Annotated in this window: 17 protein-coding genes; 9 read left to right on the forward strand and 8 right to left on the reverse strand. The window is 70.0% G+C overall.

Translation table 11 applies throughout. From position 1 onward, the window contains the following. Positions 1-95: 95 nt before the first annotated feature. Together JW613_RS34570 and JW613_RS34575 are read right to left on the reverse strand one after the other, a co-directional pair. Positions 96-1,091, reverse strand: a complete 996-nt coding sequence (locus JW613_RS34570; protein ID WP_209215118.1) for an inorganic phosphate transporter — start codon at positions 1,089-1,091, stop codon at positions 96-98. Positions 1,092-1,097: 6 nt separating this feature from the next. Next, the gene (locus JW613_RS34575; protein WP_099882457.1) at positions 1,098-1,718 is read right to left on the reverse strand and encodes a DUF47 domain-containing protein; all 621 of its coding nucleotides are present in this window, start codon (positions 1,716-1,718) and stop codon (positions 1,098-1,100) included. A 207-nt stretch (positions 1,719-1,925) separates the two neighbouring features. On the opposite strand from JW613_RS34575, the gene JW613_RS34580 reads away from it, so the two are divergent. Then, positions 1,926-2,294, forward strand: a complete 369-nt coding sequence (locus tag JW613_RS34580; RefSeq protein WP_180289678.1) for a metal-sensitive transcriptional regulator — start codon at positions 1,926-1,928, stop codon at positions 2,292-2,294. A gap of 101 nt (positions 2,295-2,395) precedes the next feature. Here the strand turns inward: JW613_RS34580 and JW613_RS34585 are convergent, their stop codons facing one another. Continuing rightward, complete coding sequence (locus tag JW613_RS34585; protein WP_209215152.1) at positions 2,396-2,617, reverse strand: hypothetical protein; 222 nt, start codon at positions 2,615-2,617, stop codon at positions 2,396-2,398. Between the two features lie 218 nt (positions 2,618-2,835). After that, positions 2,836-3,708 (reverse strand): SCO4651 family lipoprotein, encoded by an 873-nt coding sequence (locus JW613_RS34590; protein WP_209215120.1) that lies wholly within the window; start codon positions 3,706-3,708, stop codon positions 2,836-2,838. A 140-nt stretch (positions 3,709-3,848) separates the two neighbouring features. Here JW613_RS34590 and JW613_RS34595 point away from each other — a divergent pair, with 140 nt between their 5' ends. Further along, a complete protein-coding gene (locus JW613_RS34595; RefSeq protein WP_209215122.1) occupies positions 3,849-4,088 on the forward strand; it encodes a hypothetical protein in 240 nt (79 codons plus the stop codon). Positions 4,089-4,184: 96 nt separating this feature from the next. Here JW613_RS34595 and JW613_RS34600 read toward each other — a convergent pair whose 3' ends face one another. Beyond that, positions 4,185-4,895 carry a phosphatase PAP2 family protein gene (locus tag JW613_RS34600; protein WP_209215136.1) on the reverse strand — a complete coding sequence of 237 codons (711 nt, stop codon included), beginning with the start codon at positions 4,893-4,895 and terminating at the stop codon, positions 4,185-4,187. 235 nt (positions 4,896-5,130) lie between these two features. Continuing rightward, on the reverse strand, positions 5,131-6,111 hold the full coding sequence (locus JW613_RS34605) for a C40 family peptidase (protein ID WP_307866154.1): 981 nt from the start codon (positions 6,109-6,111) through the stop codon (positions 5,131-5,133). Positions 6,112-6,606: 495 nt separating this feature from the next. Between JW613_RS34605 and JW613_RS34610 the strand changes: the two genes are divergently transcribed. Beyond that, a complete protein-coding gene (locus tag JW613_RS34610) occupies positions 6,607-6,915 on the forward strand; it encodes a DUF8827 family protein (RefSeq protein WP_099882465.1) in 309 nt (102 codons plus the stop codon). A gap of 107 nt (positions 6,916-7,022) precedes the next feature. After that, positions 7,023-7,673: an O-methyltransferase gene (locus JW613_RS34615; RefSeq protein ID WP_209215140.1), complete on the forward strand. Its 651-nt coding sequence runs from the start codon at positions 7,023-7,025 to the stop codon at positions 7,671-7,673. A gap of 91 nt (positions 7,674-7,764) precedes the next feature. Here the strand turns inward: JW613_RS34615 and JW613_RS34620 are convergent, their stop codons facing one another. Continuing rightward, positions 7,765-8,064, reverse strand: coding sequence for a YiaA/YiaB family inner membrane protein (locus tag JW613_RS34620; protein WP_180289680.1), 300 nt, complete (start codon positions 8,062-8,064; stop codon positions 7,765-7,767). Between the two features lie 290 nt (positions 8,065-8,354). Between JW613_RS34620 and JW613_RS34625 the strand changes: the two genes are divergently transcribed. From JW613_RS34625 to JW613_RS34645, 5 genes are all read left to right on the forward strand, one after another. Further along, on the forward strand, positions 8,355-9,233 hold the full coding sequence (locus JW613_RS34625; RefSeq protein ID WP_209215142.1) for a DUF8175 domain-containg protein: 879 nt from the start codon (positions 8,355-8,357) through the stop codon (positions 9,231-9,233). Then, complete coding sequence (locus JW613_RS34630) at positions 9,223-10,584, forward strand: hypothetical protein (protein WP_209215144.1); 1,362 nt, start codon at positions 9,223-9,225, stop codon at positions 10,582-10,584. Before JW613_RS34625 ends, JW613_RS34630 begins: the two co-directional genes overlap by 11 nt. After that, a complete protein-coding gene (locus JW613_RS34635; protein WP_209215146.1) occupies positions 10,581-12,146 on the forward strand; it encodes an SCO6880 family protein in 1,566 nt (521 codons plus the stop codon). Before JW613_RS34630 ends, JW613_RS34635 begins: the two co-directional genes overlap by 4 nt. A gap of 84 nt (positions 12,147-12,230) precedes the next feature. Next, positions 12,231-13,673, forward strand: a complete 1,443-nt coding sequence (locus JW613_RS34640) for an ATP-binding protein (protein ID WP_099882471.1) — start codon at positions 12,231-12,233, stop codon at positions 13,671-13,673. 86 nt (positions 13,674-13,759) lie between these two features. Next, complete coding sequence (locus tag JW613_RS34645; protein WP_245226884.1) at positions 13,760-15,382, forward strand: hypothetical protein; 1,623 nt, start codon at positions 13,760-13,762, stop codon at positions 15,380-15,382. A gap of 33 nt (positions 15,383-15,415) precedes the next feature. Here JW613_RS34645 and JW613_RS34650 read toward each other — a convergent pair whose 3' ends face one another. Beyond that, positions 15,416-16,000, reverse strand: coding sequence for a dihydrofolate reductase family protein (locus JW613_RS34650; protein ID WP_209215148.1), 585 nt, complete (start codon positions 15,998-16,000; stop codon positions 15,416-15,418). Positions 16,001-16,137 lie beyond the last annotated feature (137 nt).

Consider the following 16,137-nt stretch of genomic DNA (forward strand, 5'->3'; position numbering starts at 1 on the left):
CCACCGCTGCGGTCTGCGGGTGGTCTGTGGCTGTGGGGGCACCTCCCGGTCGGAGGCTGGGGGAGCAGTTCCCCGCGCCCCTGGCAGGGCGCGGGTCAGCCGAAGACGAGCTTGATGATCCAGTACATCAGCGCAGCAGCAACGGCCGCGGCGGGCATGGTGATGAACCAGCCCAGAACGATGTTCTTCGCCACGCCCCAGCGCACCGCGCTGACCCGCTTCGTCGCCCCCACGCCCATGATCGCCGAAGTGATCACATGGGTGGTGGAGATGGGCGCGTGGAACATGAAGGAAGCCGTGTACATCACGGACGCCGCGGTGGTCTCCGCCGCGAAACCCTGCGGCGGGTCGAGCTCGATGATGCGGCGGCCCAGGGTGCGCATGATGCGCCAGCCACCCGCGTAGGTACCCAGCGACAGCATGGCGGCGCTGGCGAGCTTGACCCAGATGGGAATCTCGTTGTGCTGCTGCACATCGGCGATGGTGAGCGCCATGACGACCACACCCATGGTCTTCTGCGCGTCCTGCAGACCGTGTCCGAGGGCCATCCCGGCCGCCGAGACGGTCTGCGCGATGCGGAAGCCCCGCTTGGCACGGTGCGGGTTCGACTTGCGGAAGAGCCACATGATGACGCACATCACCAGATAGCCGACGCCCATCCCGACCAGCGGCGAGAGGAACATCGGCACGACGATCTTCTCGAACACCCCCCACCAGTGGACGGCGATGCTGCCTGCCAGTGCCGCGCCCACCATGCCGCCGAACAGGGCGTGGCTGGAGGACGACGGCAGCCCGAAGTACCAGGTGATGAGGTTCCAGGTGATGGCGCCGACCAGCGCGGCGAACAGGATGGCCATGCCGCTGTCGCCGTGCGGGGTCTCGATCAGCCCCTCGCTCACGGTCTTGGCGACGCCGCTGCCGAGGAAGGCGCCCGCGAGGTTCATCACCGCGGCCATGGCCAAGGCTGCACGCGGGGTGAGTGCCCGGGTGGAGACCGACGTCGCGATGGCGTTCGCGGAGTCGTGGAAGCCGTTCGTATACGTGAAGAAGAGCGCGACACCGACGGTCACGATCAGCGCGAAGGTGTCCACGGAGCGTCAGGACTCCTTGACCGTGATGGTCTCGACGGTGTTGGCCACGTGTTCGAAGGCGTCGGCGGCCTCCTCCAGCACGTCCACGACCTGCTTGAGCTTCATGACCTCGATGGCGTCGTACTTGCCGTTGAACAGATGGGCCAGCAGCTTGCGGTGGATCTGGTCGGCCTGGTTCTCCAGCCGGTTGACCTCGATCCAGTACTCGGTGAGGTTGTCCATCGTCCGCAGGTTCGGCATGGCCTCCGCGGTCAGCTCCGCGGCCCGCGACAGAACCTCGATCTGCTGCTCGACCCCCTTGGGAAGCTCTTCGATCTGGTAGAGGACGACGAGGTCGACGGCCTCCTCCATGAAGTCCATGATGTCGTCGAGGGAGGACGCCAGGTTGTAGATGTCCTCGCGGTCGAACGGCGTGATGAAGGAGGAGTTGAGCTGGTGGAAGATCGCGTGCGTCGCGTCGTCCCCCGCGTGCTCGGCCGCGCGCATCCGTTCGGCGATCTCGCTCCGCGCGGAGGATTCCGCCCCGAGCAGTTCCATGAGGAGCTTCGAGCCGGTCACGATGTTGTCCGCGGAGGCCGCGAACATGTCGTAGAAGCTCGTCTCCCTGGGGGTCAGACGAAAGCGCACTGGGGGTCCTCGGGGTGCATCGATGACGGTCTCGTTGATGCTAGGCGCATCATCCGGCCACAGCGAACCGGCGTCCCCCAGTGTCACCCATGGAGACTCGCGTACTGAAGTGGGCTCCGAGAAGTCCGGTATCATATACCCGTTGGGGGTATCAAGGGCCCGATATAACGGCCTCGACAGCCCCTCACCACCACCCGGGAGGACCGTATGACGTCGCCGCAGACCACACCGGACACGCCGGAAACCGTGGCCGAAGCCACTTCGGAGTGCTGCTCGGCACACGCGGCCACCGGCGAGCACGGCTACACCAAGAACAAGGACGCTCACGTCAAGCGACTGCGCCGGATCGAGGGTCAGGTCCGCGGCCTGCAGCGGATGGTGGACGAGGACGTCTACTGCATCGACATACTCACCCAGGTCTCCGCCTCCACCAAGGCCCTGCAGTCCTTCGCCCTCCAACTCCTCGAGGAGCACCTGCGGCACTGCGTGGCCCACGCCGCGCTCGACGGCGGTGCCGAGATGGACGCCAAGGTGGAGGAAGCCACCGCCGCCATCGCCCGCCTGCTGCGCACCTGACCCTCCGCCGGGACCGGACAGCCCGCCGCAGGGCCGGGCGGCCCGCCGGTCGGACGGACCGGACAAGACGCGGGGCAGCTCCTCAGCGGGCGGGCAACTCCTCAGCGGGCGGGTCGGGGAAGGTCGTCCAGCTCGTCCGCCGCTCGCCGCAGCACCTCATCGATACGGGCCGCGCTCAGCGGCCCCTCGGCGGCGGACGCGGCGATCATCAGCTCGCCGCACAGTTCGATCTCGGCGAGAGCGACGTGGTCGTGCATCAGCGAACGCCGTCGGCAGCGGCCCCCACGGCCGTCGCCCCTGTCGTCACGCTTCGGTACGGGCACCCGTATCACCTCCCGTGCTGCACGGATCCACCGGGCGGAGCGCCACGGCCGGGCCTGGGCCCAGCCTCCCAGCCTAGGGAGACCGCCGCCTGCGCGCATGGCACTTCCGAATCATTTACCGGCACGGCACGGTGGCCGTCCCGCTCCCGTCCCCTCCCGCGCCGCCGGCGCGGCGACCGCGGGCGCCGCGCGCGACCGGCCCAGCTGCCGTACGACGGCTACGGAGCGGCGATCTTCCCGGTCCAGATGTCACCGCGGTCGGGCATCCTGATCCGCACCCGGACGCCGAAGGCGTGCAGCGTCGTTGTCGAGGAGACCGTGTAGTCCGCGTCCGGCGGACCGTCCGGGTCCGCGGCGAAAGTGAAACGGTGCTGGACCTTCCGCAGCCGCCCCTGCGCGTCCAGATAGGCATCGAACGGCACCATACGGCCGGAGAACCCTTTCTCCGCTGCCTTCAGCTGCCGCCGCGCCAGCAGTGGCGCACCCTCAGCCGCCCGCTCGATGTCGACCACGCCGCTGTAGTGCCACACGCGGCTGCCGTCCAGCTCGGTGACGCCCTCGTGGACCACTCGGCGTGCGCCGCGCAACAGTTGTGCGGCGGTGACCGGGTCGGTCGCGCCACCCGTCACCAGGTTCCCGTCCGGCAACCCCGTGGTGTCCACCCGCACCCACTTGTCGGCCGGCACCCCCGCGCGGTGGCGCATATAGAGCGCGCCCGGCGTGACCAGCTCGCGCACCAGCCTGCGCTCCCCCGGCCGCGCCCCGTCGACGCCGGGCGGCAGCGTGACCCGCAGCCTGCCGGTGCGGGCGGCCAGGTCGAAGGCGCCCCGCCCCTCGATGGTGACGCGCGTATGGCCGCTGACCATCTCCATCGCCGTACGCACCCGTGCCGTCCCGGCCCGGGCCAGCTCGTCGGCCGCCGCCACCACGGCGGCCGGTCCGGGCCGGGCGGTCCCGACCGCTGACGGCCCGGCAGTCGCCACAGCGCCGTCCCCCGAGCATCCGGCGACCGACAGCAGCACGGCACCGAGCGCCACCATCCCGAGCGGGAAGAACACCGCGCCGCCTCGGGACTGCCGCCGCACTGCCATCTCTAGCCGACCCCTCGCTGCCGGTCGCCGCCTCCCCCGGCCTTCGGCCGGCAGGTGCCCCGGTCTCGCGGGGCCGGTCCGGATTCGACGGTTCAACGAGGGCCCTGGGAACGCCGTCACGGCCCGAGTACGGTGGTCATGTGCGAGAGCGAGCTCCCGAACACCAGCCGGACCCGGTACGCCCCACGGCCCACACCGTCCCGCACGGGACGTCGCTGAACGAGCGGGGCTCCTTCTGCTCCGCATCGTGCACCTGCGGCTGGCGCGGCCCGGCACGCCGCGCCCGCGACCGCGCCCGTGCGGACTGCCATGCACACCAGCGCGAGCACGGCGACCACACGCCGACGCCCCCGCCGGGCGATGCGGCGGGGGCGCTGTAACTCGCGGCGTACTGCTCGAAGGCCGATGCCTGGACCGGAGCCGGGGCCGGATCTGGACCTGGACCTGGGCCGTACCTGGACCGGTTCGGGGTCAGATCACGCTGCCAGGTCGCGGTCCCTGGTGCGGCGGGGCTCCCCCTCGCCGCGCCGCCCCACGGCCCGGCCGCCCGCCGCGACGGCGGCAGCAGCGGCACCCGCCCACAGCAGTACCTCCAGCCGTGCGTTTCCGGCCACCACCCGCACCAGCGGCGTCAGCGCCCACATGGCGACCGGAGCCAGCAGCAGCGCCACGGCGGTGCCCAGCGCGAGTCCACCGATGACGTCCGTGGGGTAGTGCACGCCCATGTAGACGCGGCAGAAGGCCTCCAGCAGCGCCAGTCCGATGGCGACGAGACCGGGCTTGCGCTGGACCATGAAGATGCCCACGGCGATGGCCATGGTGAGGGTGGCGTGGTCGCTGACGAACGAGAAGTCCGTCTTGCCCTCGACCAGAACCTCCACGCCCTTGTGCTCCATGAAGGGCCGCGGTCGCTCCACGAAGCCCCGGATGGGGATGTTGACGACGATGGCGATCACCGCGGCCAGCGGGGCCCAGACCAGTCCGGCGAAGCCGCTCAGCGCCTCGTCCCGGCTCTCCCGCTTGCGCGTCACGCCCCACCAGGCCCACAGGGCCAGTACGACGAGCCCCACGGCGATGCCGTACTCCCCGATGTACTCCATGACCCGGTCGGCCCAGGTGGGTGCGTCCTTGGCCAGCCCGTTGATCTCGTAGAGCAGTTCGACATCAGGGTTGTCCCAGAGTGCCATCGCGGTGCGGCCCCTCACTTCGGCTGTGTGCTCATCGCTGGATCTGCGCTGACGACCCCCCGTGGTCGCGGTGCGGAAGTCCCATTCCGTGGAGAAAAACGCGCTGCGTCAGGCGAACCGTTCCGTTCTTACCGAACGATCACCAGGACGTTACCCAAGGGTGACCCATACGCGCAGCTCAAGGCCTGTGCCTCACGGATTGTTGGCGCAATCCCTACGCTGCGCACACAAACGCTCACTTGGCGCTCGGCCGGGTCGCCCCGAAGTAGTCGGGAGTGTCGATGGGGTCGTAGCGGATCTTCGCCCCCGTGTAGGGAGCGTTGATCATCTTGCCACCACCGACGTAGATGCCCACATGGTGGATGGTCCGGGAGTTGGTCAGATCGTGGGCGAAGAACACCAGGTCCCCAGGGAGGAGTTCACTCCGCTTGGGGTGCGGCCCGGTGTCGTACTGGTCGTTGGCCACCCGCGGCAGCGTGACACCAACCTTCGCGAACGCCGCCTTCGTCAGACCCGAGCAGTCGAACCGGCCGCCCTGCTCCGGCGTACCGTTGCCGCCCCACAGATACGGCGTCCCCAGCTTGCTCTGTGCGAAGGCGATGGCGCCGGCGCCCTGCTTGGTGGGGCTGAGCCGACCGCTGGGCGCCGCGAAGCTCTGCTCCATCCTGCGGATGGTCGCCACATAGTTCTTGGTCTCGCTGTAGGGCGGCACCCCGCCGTACTTGATGACCGCGTACGGACCCGCGTTGTAGGCGGCGAGCATGTTGTCCGTGAGGTTGCCCGGTACGTTCTTGACGTTCGCGGCCAGCTTGCAGTCGTAGCTCGCCGCGGACGGAATGGCATCCTCCGGGTCGTGCACGTTCTTCTTGCCGTCGCCGTTGGCATCCAGACCGTGCGTCGCCCAGGTGGCCGGGATGAACTGGGCTATGCCCTGCGCCTTCGCGGGGCTCTGCGCGTTGGGGTTGAAGCCGCTCTCCTGCTTGAGCTGCGCGGCCAGCAGTGCGGGGTTGATCGCCTCGCACATGTTGCCGGCCTTCTGGATGAGCTTCGCGTAGGCAGCCGGCACAGCGCCCTTGGCGAGCGCGACGGCCCCGCCACCCGCGCCCAGCAGGCTGGCGGAAGCCACGTACGTGCCCACCACGAGCAGCGTGACGAACAGGGACAGCACTCCCAGCCCGCCACCGATCGCCAGCAGCCACGCTCTTCTACGGCGCACTCCCCAACCCTCCCCCACAGGACACCAGTTCAGTAACGCCGACCACGCGGCCATATCATTCCAGGCCGATCCGCGAAGGGGAACGGCGGACAACGGGCGCGGAGGTGAACGCGGCCCCGTCCCGCATCGGGCACCGGGATCACCGGGGGCGCACAGAAGTACGACCGAGCGACTGATGCCCCTTCGGGAAACACTCCATGCCCACCGCGCCCCCTGAAGCCCACCGACAGCGTTCCACGCCGCTCCAGGAAACGCCCTCCGCCCCGCCCGAGGAGCCCCACCTCCCCCTCCGGTGCCCTCACTCCCCGCGCCGTCCCCGGCGAGGCCCGGGCGGGACCGCGGCGTCGGCGGATCGGCGTCGGCGGATCGGCGACGACGAGTCGGCGAATCGGCCACGAAGTCGGGCCACTTAGGGCAAGCGCGACGCTCCCCTTGTCACCGGGTCATGGCACAATCCGTCAGAGACGAACCTTGAAACTAGGCGGTGAGTTCACCATGTTCCTGGCGGCTGACAAAGGCGATATCACCACCATCATCGGCGGCATCGCGCCGGACTGGGGCCCGTTCGGCTCCCTGGGCCAGGAGGCCCGGATCATGATCGAGGTCATCATGGCCGTGGCCATCCTGCTCTGCCTCGGCATCGCGATCTGGGGCGCGGCCAAACAGCGCATCGGCGCGACAGCCCTCCGCGACACCTTCAGCGCCGAGCAGGGCAAAGGGCTGATCGTCGCCGGGCTGACCGGCGTGTTCATCATCGGCTCGCTCGGCACCCTGTTCACCATCGTCTACGGCATGGCGGTCTAGCGACCGTCCACGGCACGGCACACGCCGACCGGCCGCGGCAGGGCGCCGTTCGGACCGCCCCACCACCGACATCCGGGTGCGCCCGCGCCCGCTCACCCAGGAGTTCCATGGACATCGTGAACCCCGCCCTCGACGACTATCTGCTGGCCCACTGCACGCCGGCCGACGAGATCCTCCGCGACCTCGTCGAGGAGACCCACGAGCGCGTGCCGGACTTCCCCACCATGCAGATCACGCACGACGAGGGCGAGTTCCTCACGATGCTGGTCCGGCTGACGGGGGCCGAGACCGCGGTCGAGGTCGGCGTGTTCACCGGCTACTCCTCCGTCTGCATCGCACGCGGCCTGCCCGCCGGCGGGCGGCTGATCGCCTGCGACGTCTCGGAGGAGTGGACGTCCATCGCCCGCCGCTACTGGCAGCGCGCCGGCCTCACCGACCGCATCGAACTGCACCTGGCGCCCGCCCTCGAAACGCTGAGCGGGCTGCCGCAGGAGGAGTTCGTGGACTTCGCGTTCATCGACGCGGACAAGGTCGGCTACCCGGCGTACTACGAGGCGCTGGTACCCCGACTGCGGCCCGGCGGGCTGATCGTGCTGGACAACGTGTTGCGCGCGGGCCGCGTCGTGGACCCGGCCGCGCAGGACGAGGCGGACGTCGCCATCCGCAAGATCAACGACACGGTCACGGCCGACGCCCGCATGGAGTCCGTCATGCTGCCCCTGCGCGACGGCGTCACCCTGGCACGCAAGCGCGCCTGACAGTCCACCGGACGGGCCTGGGCCGACCACCGGGATCGACCGGGACGACCGGAGCCGCGCCACCGGGCTCACGCCGCCGTGCCCCGCGCACTCACCCCTTGCTCTGGCCGAACGGATCGACCTCGGTCAGCAGCTTGTCGATCCGCGCCTTGTCCACCCTGTTCGTCACCTCCGACACCTCCTGCCGGTCCCGTACGCACTTGGCCAGCGTGAACGCGGAGGACACCACGAAAACGAGCCCGAGCCCGAGATACCCGCGCTCCCACGGGCCGACGGGCAGCCGCACGATCCCGACGAGCAGCGCCACCAGCGACACCCCGAAAGCAATCGCCGACTGCACGAAGAACGCCGCGGTGGTGGGTCTCTGAACGGAAGGAGTCACATCAGTCATACCCGCAGCGTGCCGCCCTGCGGCCCCCTGCACATGGGTGCAGGTACTCAGATCCCGCCCGGTCATCCGGAGCACCGGGGGCGCACCAGTGCGCGGAAGCCGCCCGCAACGTGCGCGCCCTCGCGCCACGAGCGGCAAGGACACGGACGGCGCACCGGCGCGGCGTTCGAAATGCTGCCGTTCACCTGGCTTGCACACGGCACATGCGCGGTGTGACCCCGCTACCGTCATCTGAGGGGACAATGCAGTGACGGCAGTTGAGCGACAGAGGTCGAGGGGGCCAGGCCGGCATGAACATCGGCGGCGGCGACGAGTACGACGCGCGTACTCGCACCAGCGAAGGCGTGCCCGGCGCCCGTGATGGCGCACGGACAACGACTCGAACACGCCTACCAGGCAGCGAAGGCGGCGCCAACCGCCCACCCACCCGCCCCGGGCGGAGCCTGGTGACGGTCGTCGCCGTGGTCGTCCTCCTCATCGCCGCCATAGCCTTCGCCAACCGCGGCGGCAGCGACGGTGACGGCGGCGGTGAAAGCGGCAACGCCGCCTCCGACGGGAAGGACGGCACCGCCCCCCGAGCCCAACCCACCGCCCCCTCCGGTGAAAAACCTGTGAAGAACTCCCCCAACGCCCTCGCCTCCGGCTTCCCCCACAGCGAGCGGGGGGCACAGAGCGCCGCGGCGAACTACGCTGTCGCGCTGGTGTCCGCTGACATGATGAAGGCCGACAAGAGGCAAGAGATCATTCAGCAGCTCTTCACCCCGAACCAGGTGGACCCGACCATCAAGCGGATGAAGAAGGCATATTCGTCGAACCTTCTCTCCAGCCTCGGCCTCGACAAGGACGGCAACCCCCCGAAGGGGGCCACGTTCATCTCCCGCACCGTCCCCGTCGGCACCCAGGTCCGCAAGTACGACGACAACACGGCGAAGCTCGACGTGTGGTGCACGGGTGTCTTCGGCAACGCCGGAAAGAAGTCCACCAACCCGGTCAGGAATGATTGGTTCACACTCACCCTCGACCTCAAGTGGACCGACGGGGACTGGAAGGTGCAGGACTTCGCGCAGAAGGAGGGCCCCGCTCCGGTGAACGGCGACAACAGGGCCTCGGGGGCGGAAGAGATCTCCGACGCCGTGGAAAAGTTCGGAGGCTTCACCTATGCCCGCTAACTCTCGGCGCCGCCTCCTCACCCTGGGATCGGCCCTGACGGGCCTGCAGGTTGCTGCCGTCCTCCTGGCGACCCGTGCCGTGGCCGAGCCCAAGGACGATTGCGACGACGCTCCGGGCCCCTGGCAGGAGGACTGCGAGCGAGGCAGCGGCGACTCCCCCTCCAGTCCGCTCGACGATCCCACCGCCGCTACCGACCCCCTCTCCTCCCTCGCGAAGGGTTGTGCGGAGGCGGCGAGTTGGACGGTGGAGAAGTTGGCGAAGCTCGTGGATTCGACGACGAAGGTCGACTTCACGAACACCGAGTTCCTGCGGCAGTACGCCGTGGTGTTCGCCGCGTCGACGATTCTGACGCTCACCCTGTGGCTGCTGGCGGTGGCGAAGCGGGCGGTGCGTGGGGTGCCGTTCACGGAGGCCATCACGGAGGCGATCGGGTTCCTCTGGCTGACGGTGCTGGCGTCGGCCTTCACGCCGCTGATCCTCTACACGGTGGTGTCGGCGACCGACGGGGTCACGGAGGTCATCGCGTCGGGTACGTCGGAGAAGACGGACGCGTTCTTCGGCACGTTCTCCAAGGCCCTGGAGAAGGGCGACGACATCGGCGGCGGCCCGATCATGCTGATCGTCGTCTCGCTGGTGTCGATCATCGCGGCGGGCGTGCTGTATCTCGAACTGGTGGTGCGGGCGGCGCTGCTGTACGTCGGCGCCCTCCTGGGCACCGCCGTCTACGCGGGCCTGGTCGACAAGAATCTGTGGGGACATGTCCGCCGCTGGGCGGGCATCATGATCGCTGTGATCCTTGTGAAGCCCGTGATCGTGATAGTGCTCGGTCTCGCGGGCGCGCTCGCCGGCGGGGACGGGCCGGACTCGGTCTCGGCAATCGTGTCGGGGCTGGCCATCATTCTGCTGGCGATCTTCGCCAGCGCGATGATCTACCGCTTCGTCCCCGGCTTCGGCGACGACATCGCCGCGCACCGCAACGCGGTCCGCTCCTCCTCCCGGTCCGCCGCCGCGGTGGTGGCCTCGCCGGCCGCGCTCGTCCGGCAGGGCATCAACACCCACGGTGGCAGGGGCGGCGGCCAGAGCGCTCCGGCCGCCAGCGCGTCCTCGTCCGGCGGAGGCGGCGGCAAGTCCTCCGGCTCGGCCGTGTCCGGCGGGGTCTCCGCCCACAGTTCCCGCGGAGGCGGTGGCGGAGGCGGCGGTGGCGGCGAGGAGCCGGCACCCCGGCAGCCGGCCCCGGCCGCGCCCGCCGCCACGACCCCCCACTCGGCCCGCCCGCCCCGCCAGAGCTCCTCGGGCACAGGCGGGTCCCAGTCCGGTCGGCCCCGCGGTTCGGGAGGTGACCGCGGATGACGACGTCGTCCCACTCGGCCGGATCCTCGCTGGGTTCGCCGCGCCGTACGTACATGATCGGCAGGGCCCGGCCCAACGCCATCGTCGGGAAGAACCGCGAGACGGGCGAGATCGCCCTGATCGTCGTCGGTGCCTTCCTCGGCATGATGAGCGGTCTGCTCATCCCCGTTCTGTCGTTCCGTATCCCCGCCCTGGTCGGCTTCCCGGCGCTCGCGCTGGCGGCTGTCTATGTGCCGTACAAGGGCCGTACGTTCTACAGGTGGTTCGAGATCAACCGCTCCTACAAGCGGCTGCTGCGCCGCGGTACGAGGTATCGTTCGGACGCCGTCGAGGCGGGCACCATGCTCGACGGCCGTGAGATGGAGATCGGTCCGCCGCCCGGCGTGGGCCGGATCAACTGGGTGTCGGCACCGTTCGGGCCCGACGAGATCGCCGTGCTGCTGCACGCCGACCGCCGCACCGTGACCGCCGCCATCGAGATCGAGGGCCCGGGCGTCGGGCTGCGCGACAGCGAGGACCAGGAGGCCCTGGTCGAACGGTTCGGCACGCTGCTGAAGCATGTGGCCAACGGCGACGGCTATGTGACGCGGCTGCAGATGCTGGCCCGTACGCTGCCCGCCGACCCGGACGCGCACGCCAAGGACGTCGCCCAGCGCGGCAACGAGCGGGCCGCCGGGTGGCTGCGCTCCTCCTACGAGCAGCTCCTGTCGATGGTCTCCACCTCCAGCGAGCAGCACCGCGCCTACCTCGTCGCCTGTATGCCCTACGGCCGCGAGCTGGCCACCGAGGGCGCCACCATCGCCAAGGCGGCCCGCCGCACGGCAGGCCGCAAGCTGACCAAGGACGAGGGGCTGGCCATAGTGATGGCCCGCGAGTTGACGGACATCTGCGCCCGGCTCACCGAGGCGGACATCCGGGTGCGGCAGCCGCTCGGCCAGGCCCGGCTGGCGTCGCTGATCCACTCGATGTACGACCCCGACCACCCCATCGACCACATACAGGCGATGTCCAAGCGCAACGCCTGGCCGGCCGAGCTGGACGCGGTCGAGCCGACGTATCTGCAGGCCAAGACCCGCGAGTCGGTCACCCGCGAGCCGTGGTGCCACGCCACGGCGTGGGTGAAGGAGTGGCCGATGACCCCGGTCGGCGTCAACTTCCTGGCGCCGCTGCTGGTGCACACCCCGGATGTGATCCGCACCGTCGCCGTGGTGATGGACCTGGAGCCGACCGAGCTGGCCATCGAGCGGATGCTCACGGAGAAGACGAACGACGAGGCGGAGGCCAGCCGTTCGGCGAAGATGAACCGTACCGTCGACCCGCGCGACATCGCCGCGAGCGGTCGCGTCGACCAGCGCGGCGAGGACCTGGCTTCGGGCGCGGCGGGCGTCAACCTCGTCGGCTACATCACCGTCTCGTCCCGGTCACCGGACGCGCTCGCCCGGGACAAGCGCACGATCCGCGCCTCGGCGGGCAAGAGCTATCTGAAGCTGGAATGGTGCGACAGGGAGCATCACCGCGCCTTCGTCAACACCCTCCCCTTCGCCACCGGCATCCGGCGCTGAGGAGACCCCCATGCCCCCCACCAGTTCCGTCGCCGTACCGCAGCTCCACCCCCGCACCGCCGCTCCAGGCCGGAGGTAGCCAGCATGGCCGCGCTCGATCCCCTGTCCGCCATCACCGAAGCATTCACCGGCTTCCTGTTCGGCAAGACGGAGACGACCCGCCTGCCCGTCCGTACGTCCACGGGCCAGGCGCAGGCCGTCTATCTGCCGACGGCCGCGCCGGGGCTGGGCGACTCCGGCGTCATCATCGGCCGCGAGGTCTACAGCGGGAAGGGCTACATCTACGACCCCTTCCAGCTGTACGGACAGCAGCTGCCGGCCCCGCACTGGCTGGTGCTGGGCGAGTCCGGCAACGGCAAGTCCGCGCTGGAGAAGACGTATGTGCTGCGCCAGCTGCGCTTCCGGGACCGGCAGGTGGTGGTCCTGGACGCGCAGGGTGAGGACGGCGTCGGCGAATGGAACCTGATCGCCGAGGAGATGGGCATAACCCCGATCCGCCTCGACCCCACCGCCGCGCTCGACCAGGGCATCCGCCTCAACCCGCTCGACCCGGCCATCACCACGACCGGCCAGTTGGCGCTGCTGCGCACCATCATCGAGGTCGCCCTGGGCCACGGCCTCGACGAGCGGTCCGGCTTCGCCCTCAAGGTCGCGCACTCCTACGTCAACTCCACCATCACCGACCGCCAGCCGCGGCTCACCGACATCGTCGAACAGTTGCGCCACCCCAAGCCGGAGTCGGCCGAGGCGATGAACGTCGCCCTGGACGACGTACGCGACTGGGGCCTGGACGTCGCCCTCGTCCTCGACCGGCTGGTCGACGGTGACCTGCGCGGCATGTTCGACGGGCCGACGACGGTCGGCATCGACCTGGACGCGCCACTGATCGTGTTCGACCTCTCCCACATCGACCGCAACTCCATCGCCATGCCGATCCTGATGGCGATCGTCGGAGTCTGGCTCGAACACACCTGGATCCGCCCCGACCGGCGCAAGCGGATCTTCCTGGTCGAAGAGGCGTGGCACATCATCAACAGCCCCTTCGTGGCACAGCTCTTCCAGCGGCTGCTGAAGTTCGGCCGCCGACTCGGTCTCTCCTTCGTCGCCGTCGTCCACCACCTCTCCGACGTGGTGGACGGAGCGGCGGCACGCGAGGCCGCAGCAATCTTGAAGATGGCCTCCACCCGGACGATCTACGCCCAGAAAGCGGACGAGGCCCGCGCCACCGGCAAGGTGCTGGGCCTGCCGCGCTGGGCGGTGGAGATCATCCCCACCCTGTCGCCCGGTATCGCCGTATGGGACGTCAACGGCAATGTGCAGGTCGTCAAACACCTGGTCACCGAGGCCGAACGCCCGCTCGTCTTCACCGACCGCGCCATGACCGAGAGCGCCGCCGAGGCCGAGGCGGAAGCCGCCTCCTTCGAGGCCGCGCTGGAAGCGGACCTGGAGGCCGAGACCGAAGCGCGCGCCATGGCGATGGAACGCGCCCCGTCCGGACCGGCGACGCCCGGCTCGGGCGTCGCCTGACAGGGCACCGCACGACCATCCCACTCGGTGAAGCCGCCGAGGGGATCTTGCCGCCACCGACCGGCCCCGCTTGAATACCGGTACCGATGCCATACGACGACCGCGAGCGTCACCACCGCCCGGGCAACCACCCGGACCATGACCATGAACCGCACCGGATGCGCCGCGCATCCGGTGGGGGCGGCCCCGGCATCCCCGACGGCCTCCTGGTGGGCGTCCTCGCCTTCCTGCTGGGCCTCACCGTCTTCGTGTGGACGGCGACGGGACTGGCGGGCCTCCTCTCGCACGGAGCCTGGCCCGACGACGTCACCTTCGGCAGGACTCCGCTCGCCGTACGCGAGCTGATCACCGAGCCGCACGACATCCCCGGCGCCTGGCCGTCGACCCCACGCGGACAACTCTCCGGCTACGGCCTGTTCTGGGGCGTCTTCATCAGCCAACTGATGGTGCTGATGGTGCTCACGGTCTTCGTCATGGGCACCGTCGCCCGCGCCCGGGCCGTACGAAAGGCCAGGCGCATGTTGCGCGACCGGCCCGGCCAGGAGCAGGAGAGCCCACGCGAGGGCGGCAGCCCCGGATCCGCGGAGCACCGGGGTGACCGGGGCGACAAGCGCAACCAGGGCGACCAGAGCGACCAAGGTGGGGCACCCACCGGGGAGCCCGGGAATCCTCCACCGCCCTCGTCAGCGACGGACCCCACGTCGGCGTCGGCGGCAGCGTCGGCACCGGCATCCGCCCCGGGGCCGGGGTCGGCACCGGGGTCGGCATCGCCGACCTTCCCGCCGCCGGCCCAGTCACCCTCCGCCGAAGCACCTCTCGCCCCGCCCCAAGAGCAGGGGGCGCCCACCCGGCAGGCACCTCCTGTCGGCCCGCCCAGCCCGCTCGCTCCCACCCTGCTGGGCACGGCAGGCGCCGGAGCCGCCTCCGGCACGAGTGGCGGTCCAGGAGCCCGCGGAGCGGGTGCCGAGGACCCGGTGACGCAGATCCTGGAGGCCCCGGGCGCCGCGCTCGTCAGCGCGGCCACGCCGGACCTGTGGACCGCCACCAAGACGGCCCGCGCCAAGCTCGGCCCTGTCCACCTCTTCGACCCGACGCACGCCTGTGACACCCCCGACCGCCTCCGCTGGTCCCCCCACCACGGCTGCGCCGACCGCGCCACGGCCGCGTCCCGCGCGACATCCCTCCTGGCGCCCCTGCGTTCCCCACGCCCCATCGACGCGACGATCCACACCACGGCGGAGACCGTCCTCCGCTGCTGGCTGCACGCCGCCGCACTGGAGAAGCGCCCCTTCCGCGAGGTGCACCGCTGGGCGCTCGCCACGGGCCAGACGGCCGACGCCGTACGTATCCTGCGCACCCACCCCAAGGCCACCTCCGGCGCCGCCGGTGAGCTGGAGTCCGCGCTCGCGGGTCACCCGCAACTGCGTGCCGACGCGGTCGCCCTGATCCGCCGCGCTCTGGCACCGCTCGGCCGGCTCCATGTACGCAACGCATGCTCGGCCGAACGAGCCGATCGCCTTGCGTTGGAATCCTTCATCGCCGAAGCGGGCACGCTGTATGTAGTGGGCGAGGACCCGGAGGTACTGCCGCTCCTCAACGCGCTCACCCAGAGCGTGGTCGAGCACGGCCGCCGCATGGCCGCACGGTCATCTGACGGTCGGCTCGACCCACCACTGACATCGGTCCTCCACCTGCCGACGAAACCGTAGACAGCCGCAGCGCGGGCTGCTCCGCCCTGCCGTCTACCGCACGATCCGGTACCGCAGATGTGTGATGCCGTCCGGCGTCGCGACGACCTCCCTACGGTCGAGCTCCAGCGGCTCCCCGCCCAGGTGCTCGAACAGGCGCTTGCCGCCGCCCAACAGCACCGGCACGAGGTGGATCAGCAGCTCGTCCAGCAGCCCGGCCCGGATCGCCTGCTGGGGCACGTCGGCGCCCATGACACTGACGTTCTTGCCGTCGGCAGCGGCTCGGGCCCGTGTGATCGCGCTCTCCACACCGTCGGTGACGAAGGTGAAGGGCGCATCCGGACCGGCCAGTTCGTCGGGAACGTCGTGGGAGACCACGAAATACGGCATCGGAAAAGGCGGTCGACCGCCCCATCGCCCCGCCAGTTCGAACGTCCGGCGCCCGACGACGCACGCCCCGGCACGGTCGAAGTAATCGTCGACGACCTCGCGGCTGGCCTCCACCATGCTCAGGCCGTGCCCGTGCCGGCTCGCTGCCTCCCCGTTGAACAACCAGCGATGCAACAGCTCGACGTCGTCCTTGGGACCGGCAACATAGCCGTCGAGCGACATCGACAGCGCCAGGAACACGTCTCCCATTGCCTTCTTCCTCTTCGTCTTCTCCGCGCACTCCAGACTCCAGCAGGTGGAGTCAGCACGGAAGGCCGCATGCACGACTGCATGCACGACTGTAGGTGTCGTACGGGCACGTCCTCTGGATTGCAGAGGAAGAAGGG

It is taken from the genome of Streptomyces smyrnaeus, assembly GCF_017676345.1.
Classification (GTDB): Bacteria; Actinomycetota; Actinomycetes; order Streptomycetales; family Streptomycetaceae; genus Streptomyces; species Streptomyces smyrnaeus.

Bases quoted from the DNA above. Each gene is read 5' to 3' on its own strand.
- JW613_RS34630 (WP_209215144.1), top strand. From the start codon at position 9,223: ATGCCCGCTAACTCTCGGCGCCGCCTCCTCACCCTGGGATCGGCCCTG.
- JW613_RS34640 (WP_099882471.1), top strand. From the start codon at position 12,231: ATGGCCGCGCTCGATCCCCTGTCCGCCATCACCGAAGCATTCACCGGC.
- JW613_RS34615 (WP_209215140.1), top strand. From the start codon at position 7,023: ATGGACATCGTGAACCCCGCCCTCGACGACTATCTGCTGGCCCACTGC.
- JW613_RS34620 (WP_180289680.1), bottom strand. From the start codon at position 8,064: ATGACTGATGTGACTCCTTCCGTTCAGAGACCCACCACCGCGGCGTTC.
- JW613_RS34580 (WP_180289678.1), top strand. From the start codon at position 1,926: ATGACGTCGCCGCAGACCACACCGGACACGCCGGAAACCGTGGCCGAA.
- JW613_RS34600 (WP_209215136.1), bottom strand. From the start codon at position 4,895: ATGGCACTCTGGGACAACCCTGATGTCGAACTGCTCTACGAGATCAAC.
- JW613_RS34650 (WP_209215148.1), bottom strand. From the start codon at position 16,000: ATGGGAGACGTGTTCCTGGCGCTGTCGATGTCGCTCGACGGCTATGTT.
- JW613_RS34635 (WP_209215146.1), top strand. From the start codon at position 10,581: ATGACGACGTCGTCCCACTCGGCCGGATCCTCGCTGGGTTCGCCGCGC.
- JW613_RS34590 (WP_209215120.1), bottom strand. From the start codon at position 3,708: ATGGCAGTGCGGCGGCAGTCCCGAGGCGGCGCGGTGTTCTTCCCGCTC.
- JW613_RS34625 (WP_209215142.1), top strand. From the start codon at position 8,355: ATGAACATCGGCGGCGGCGACGAGTACGACGCGCGTACTCGCACCAGC.
- JW613_RS34645 (WP_245226884.1), top strand. From the start codon at position 13,760: ATGCCATACGACGACCGCGAGCGTCACCACCGCCCGGGCAACCACCCG.
- JW613_RS34610 (WP_099882465.1), top strand. From the start codon at position 6,607: ATGTTCCTGGCGGCTGACAAAGGCGATATCACCACCATCATCGGCGGC.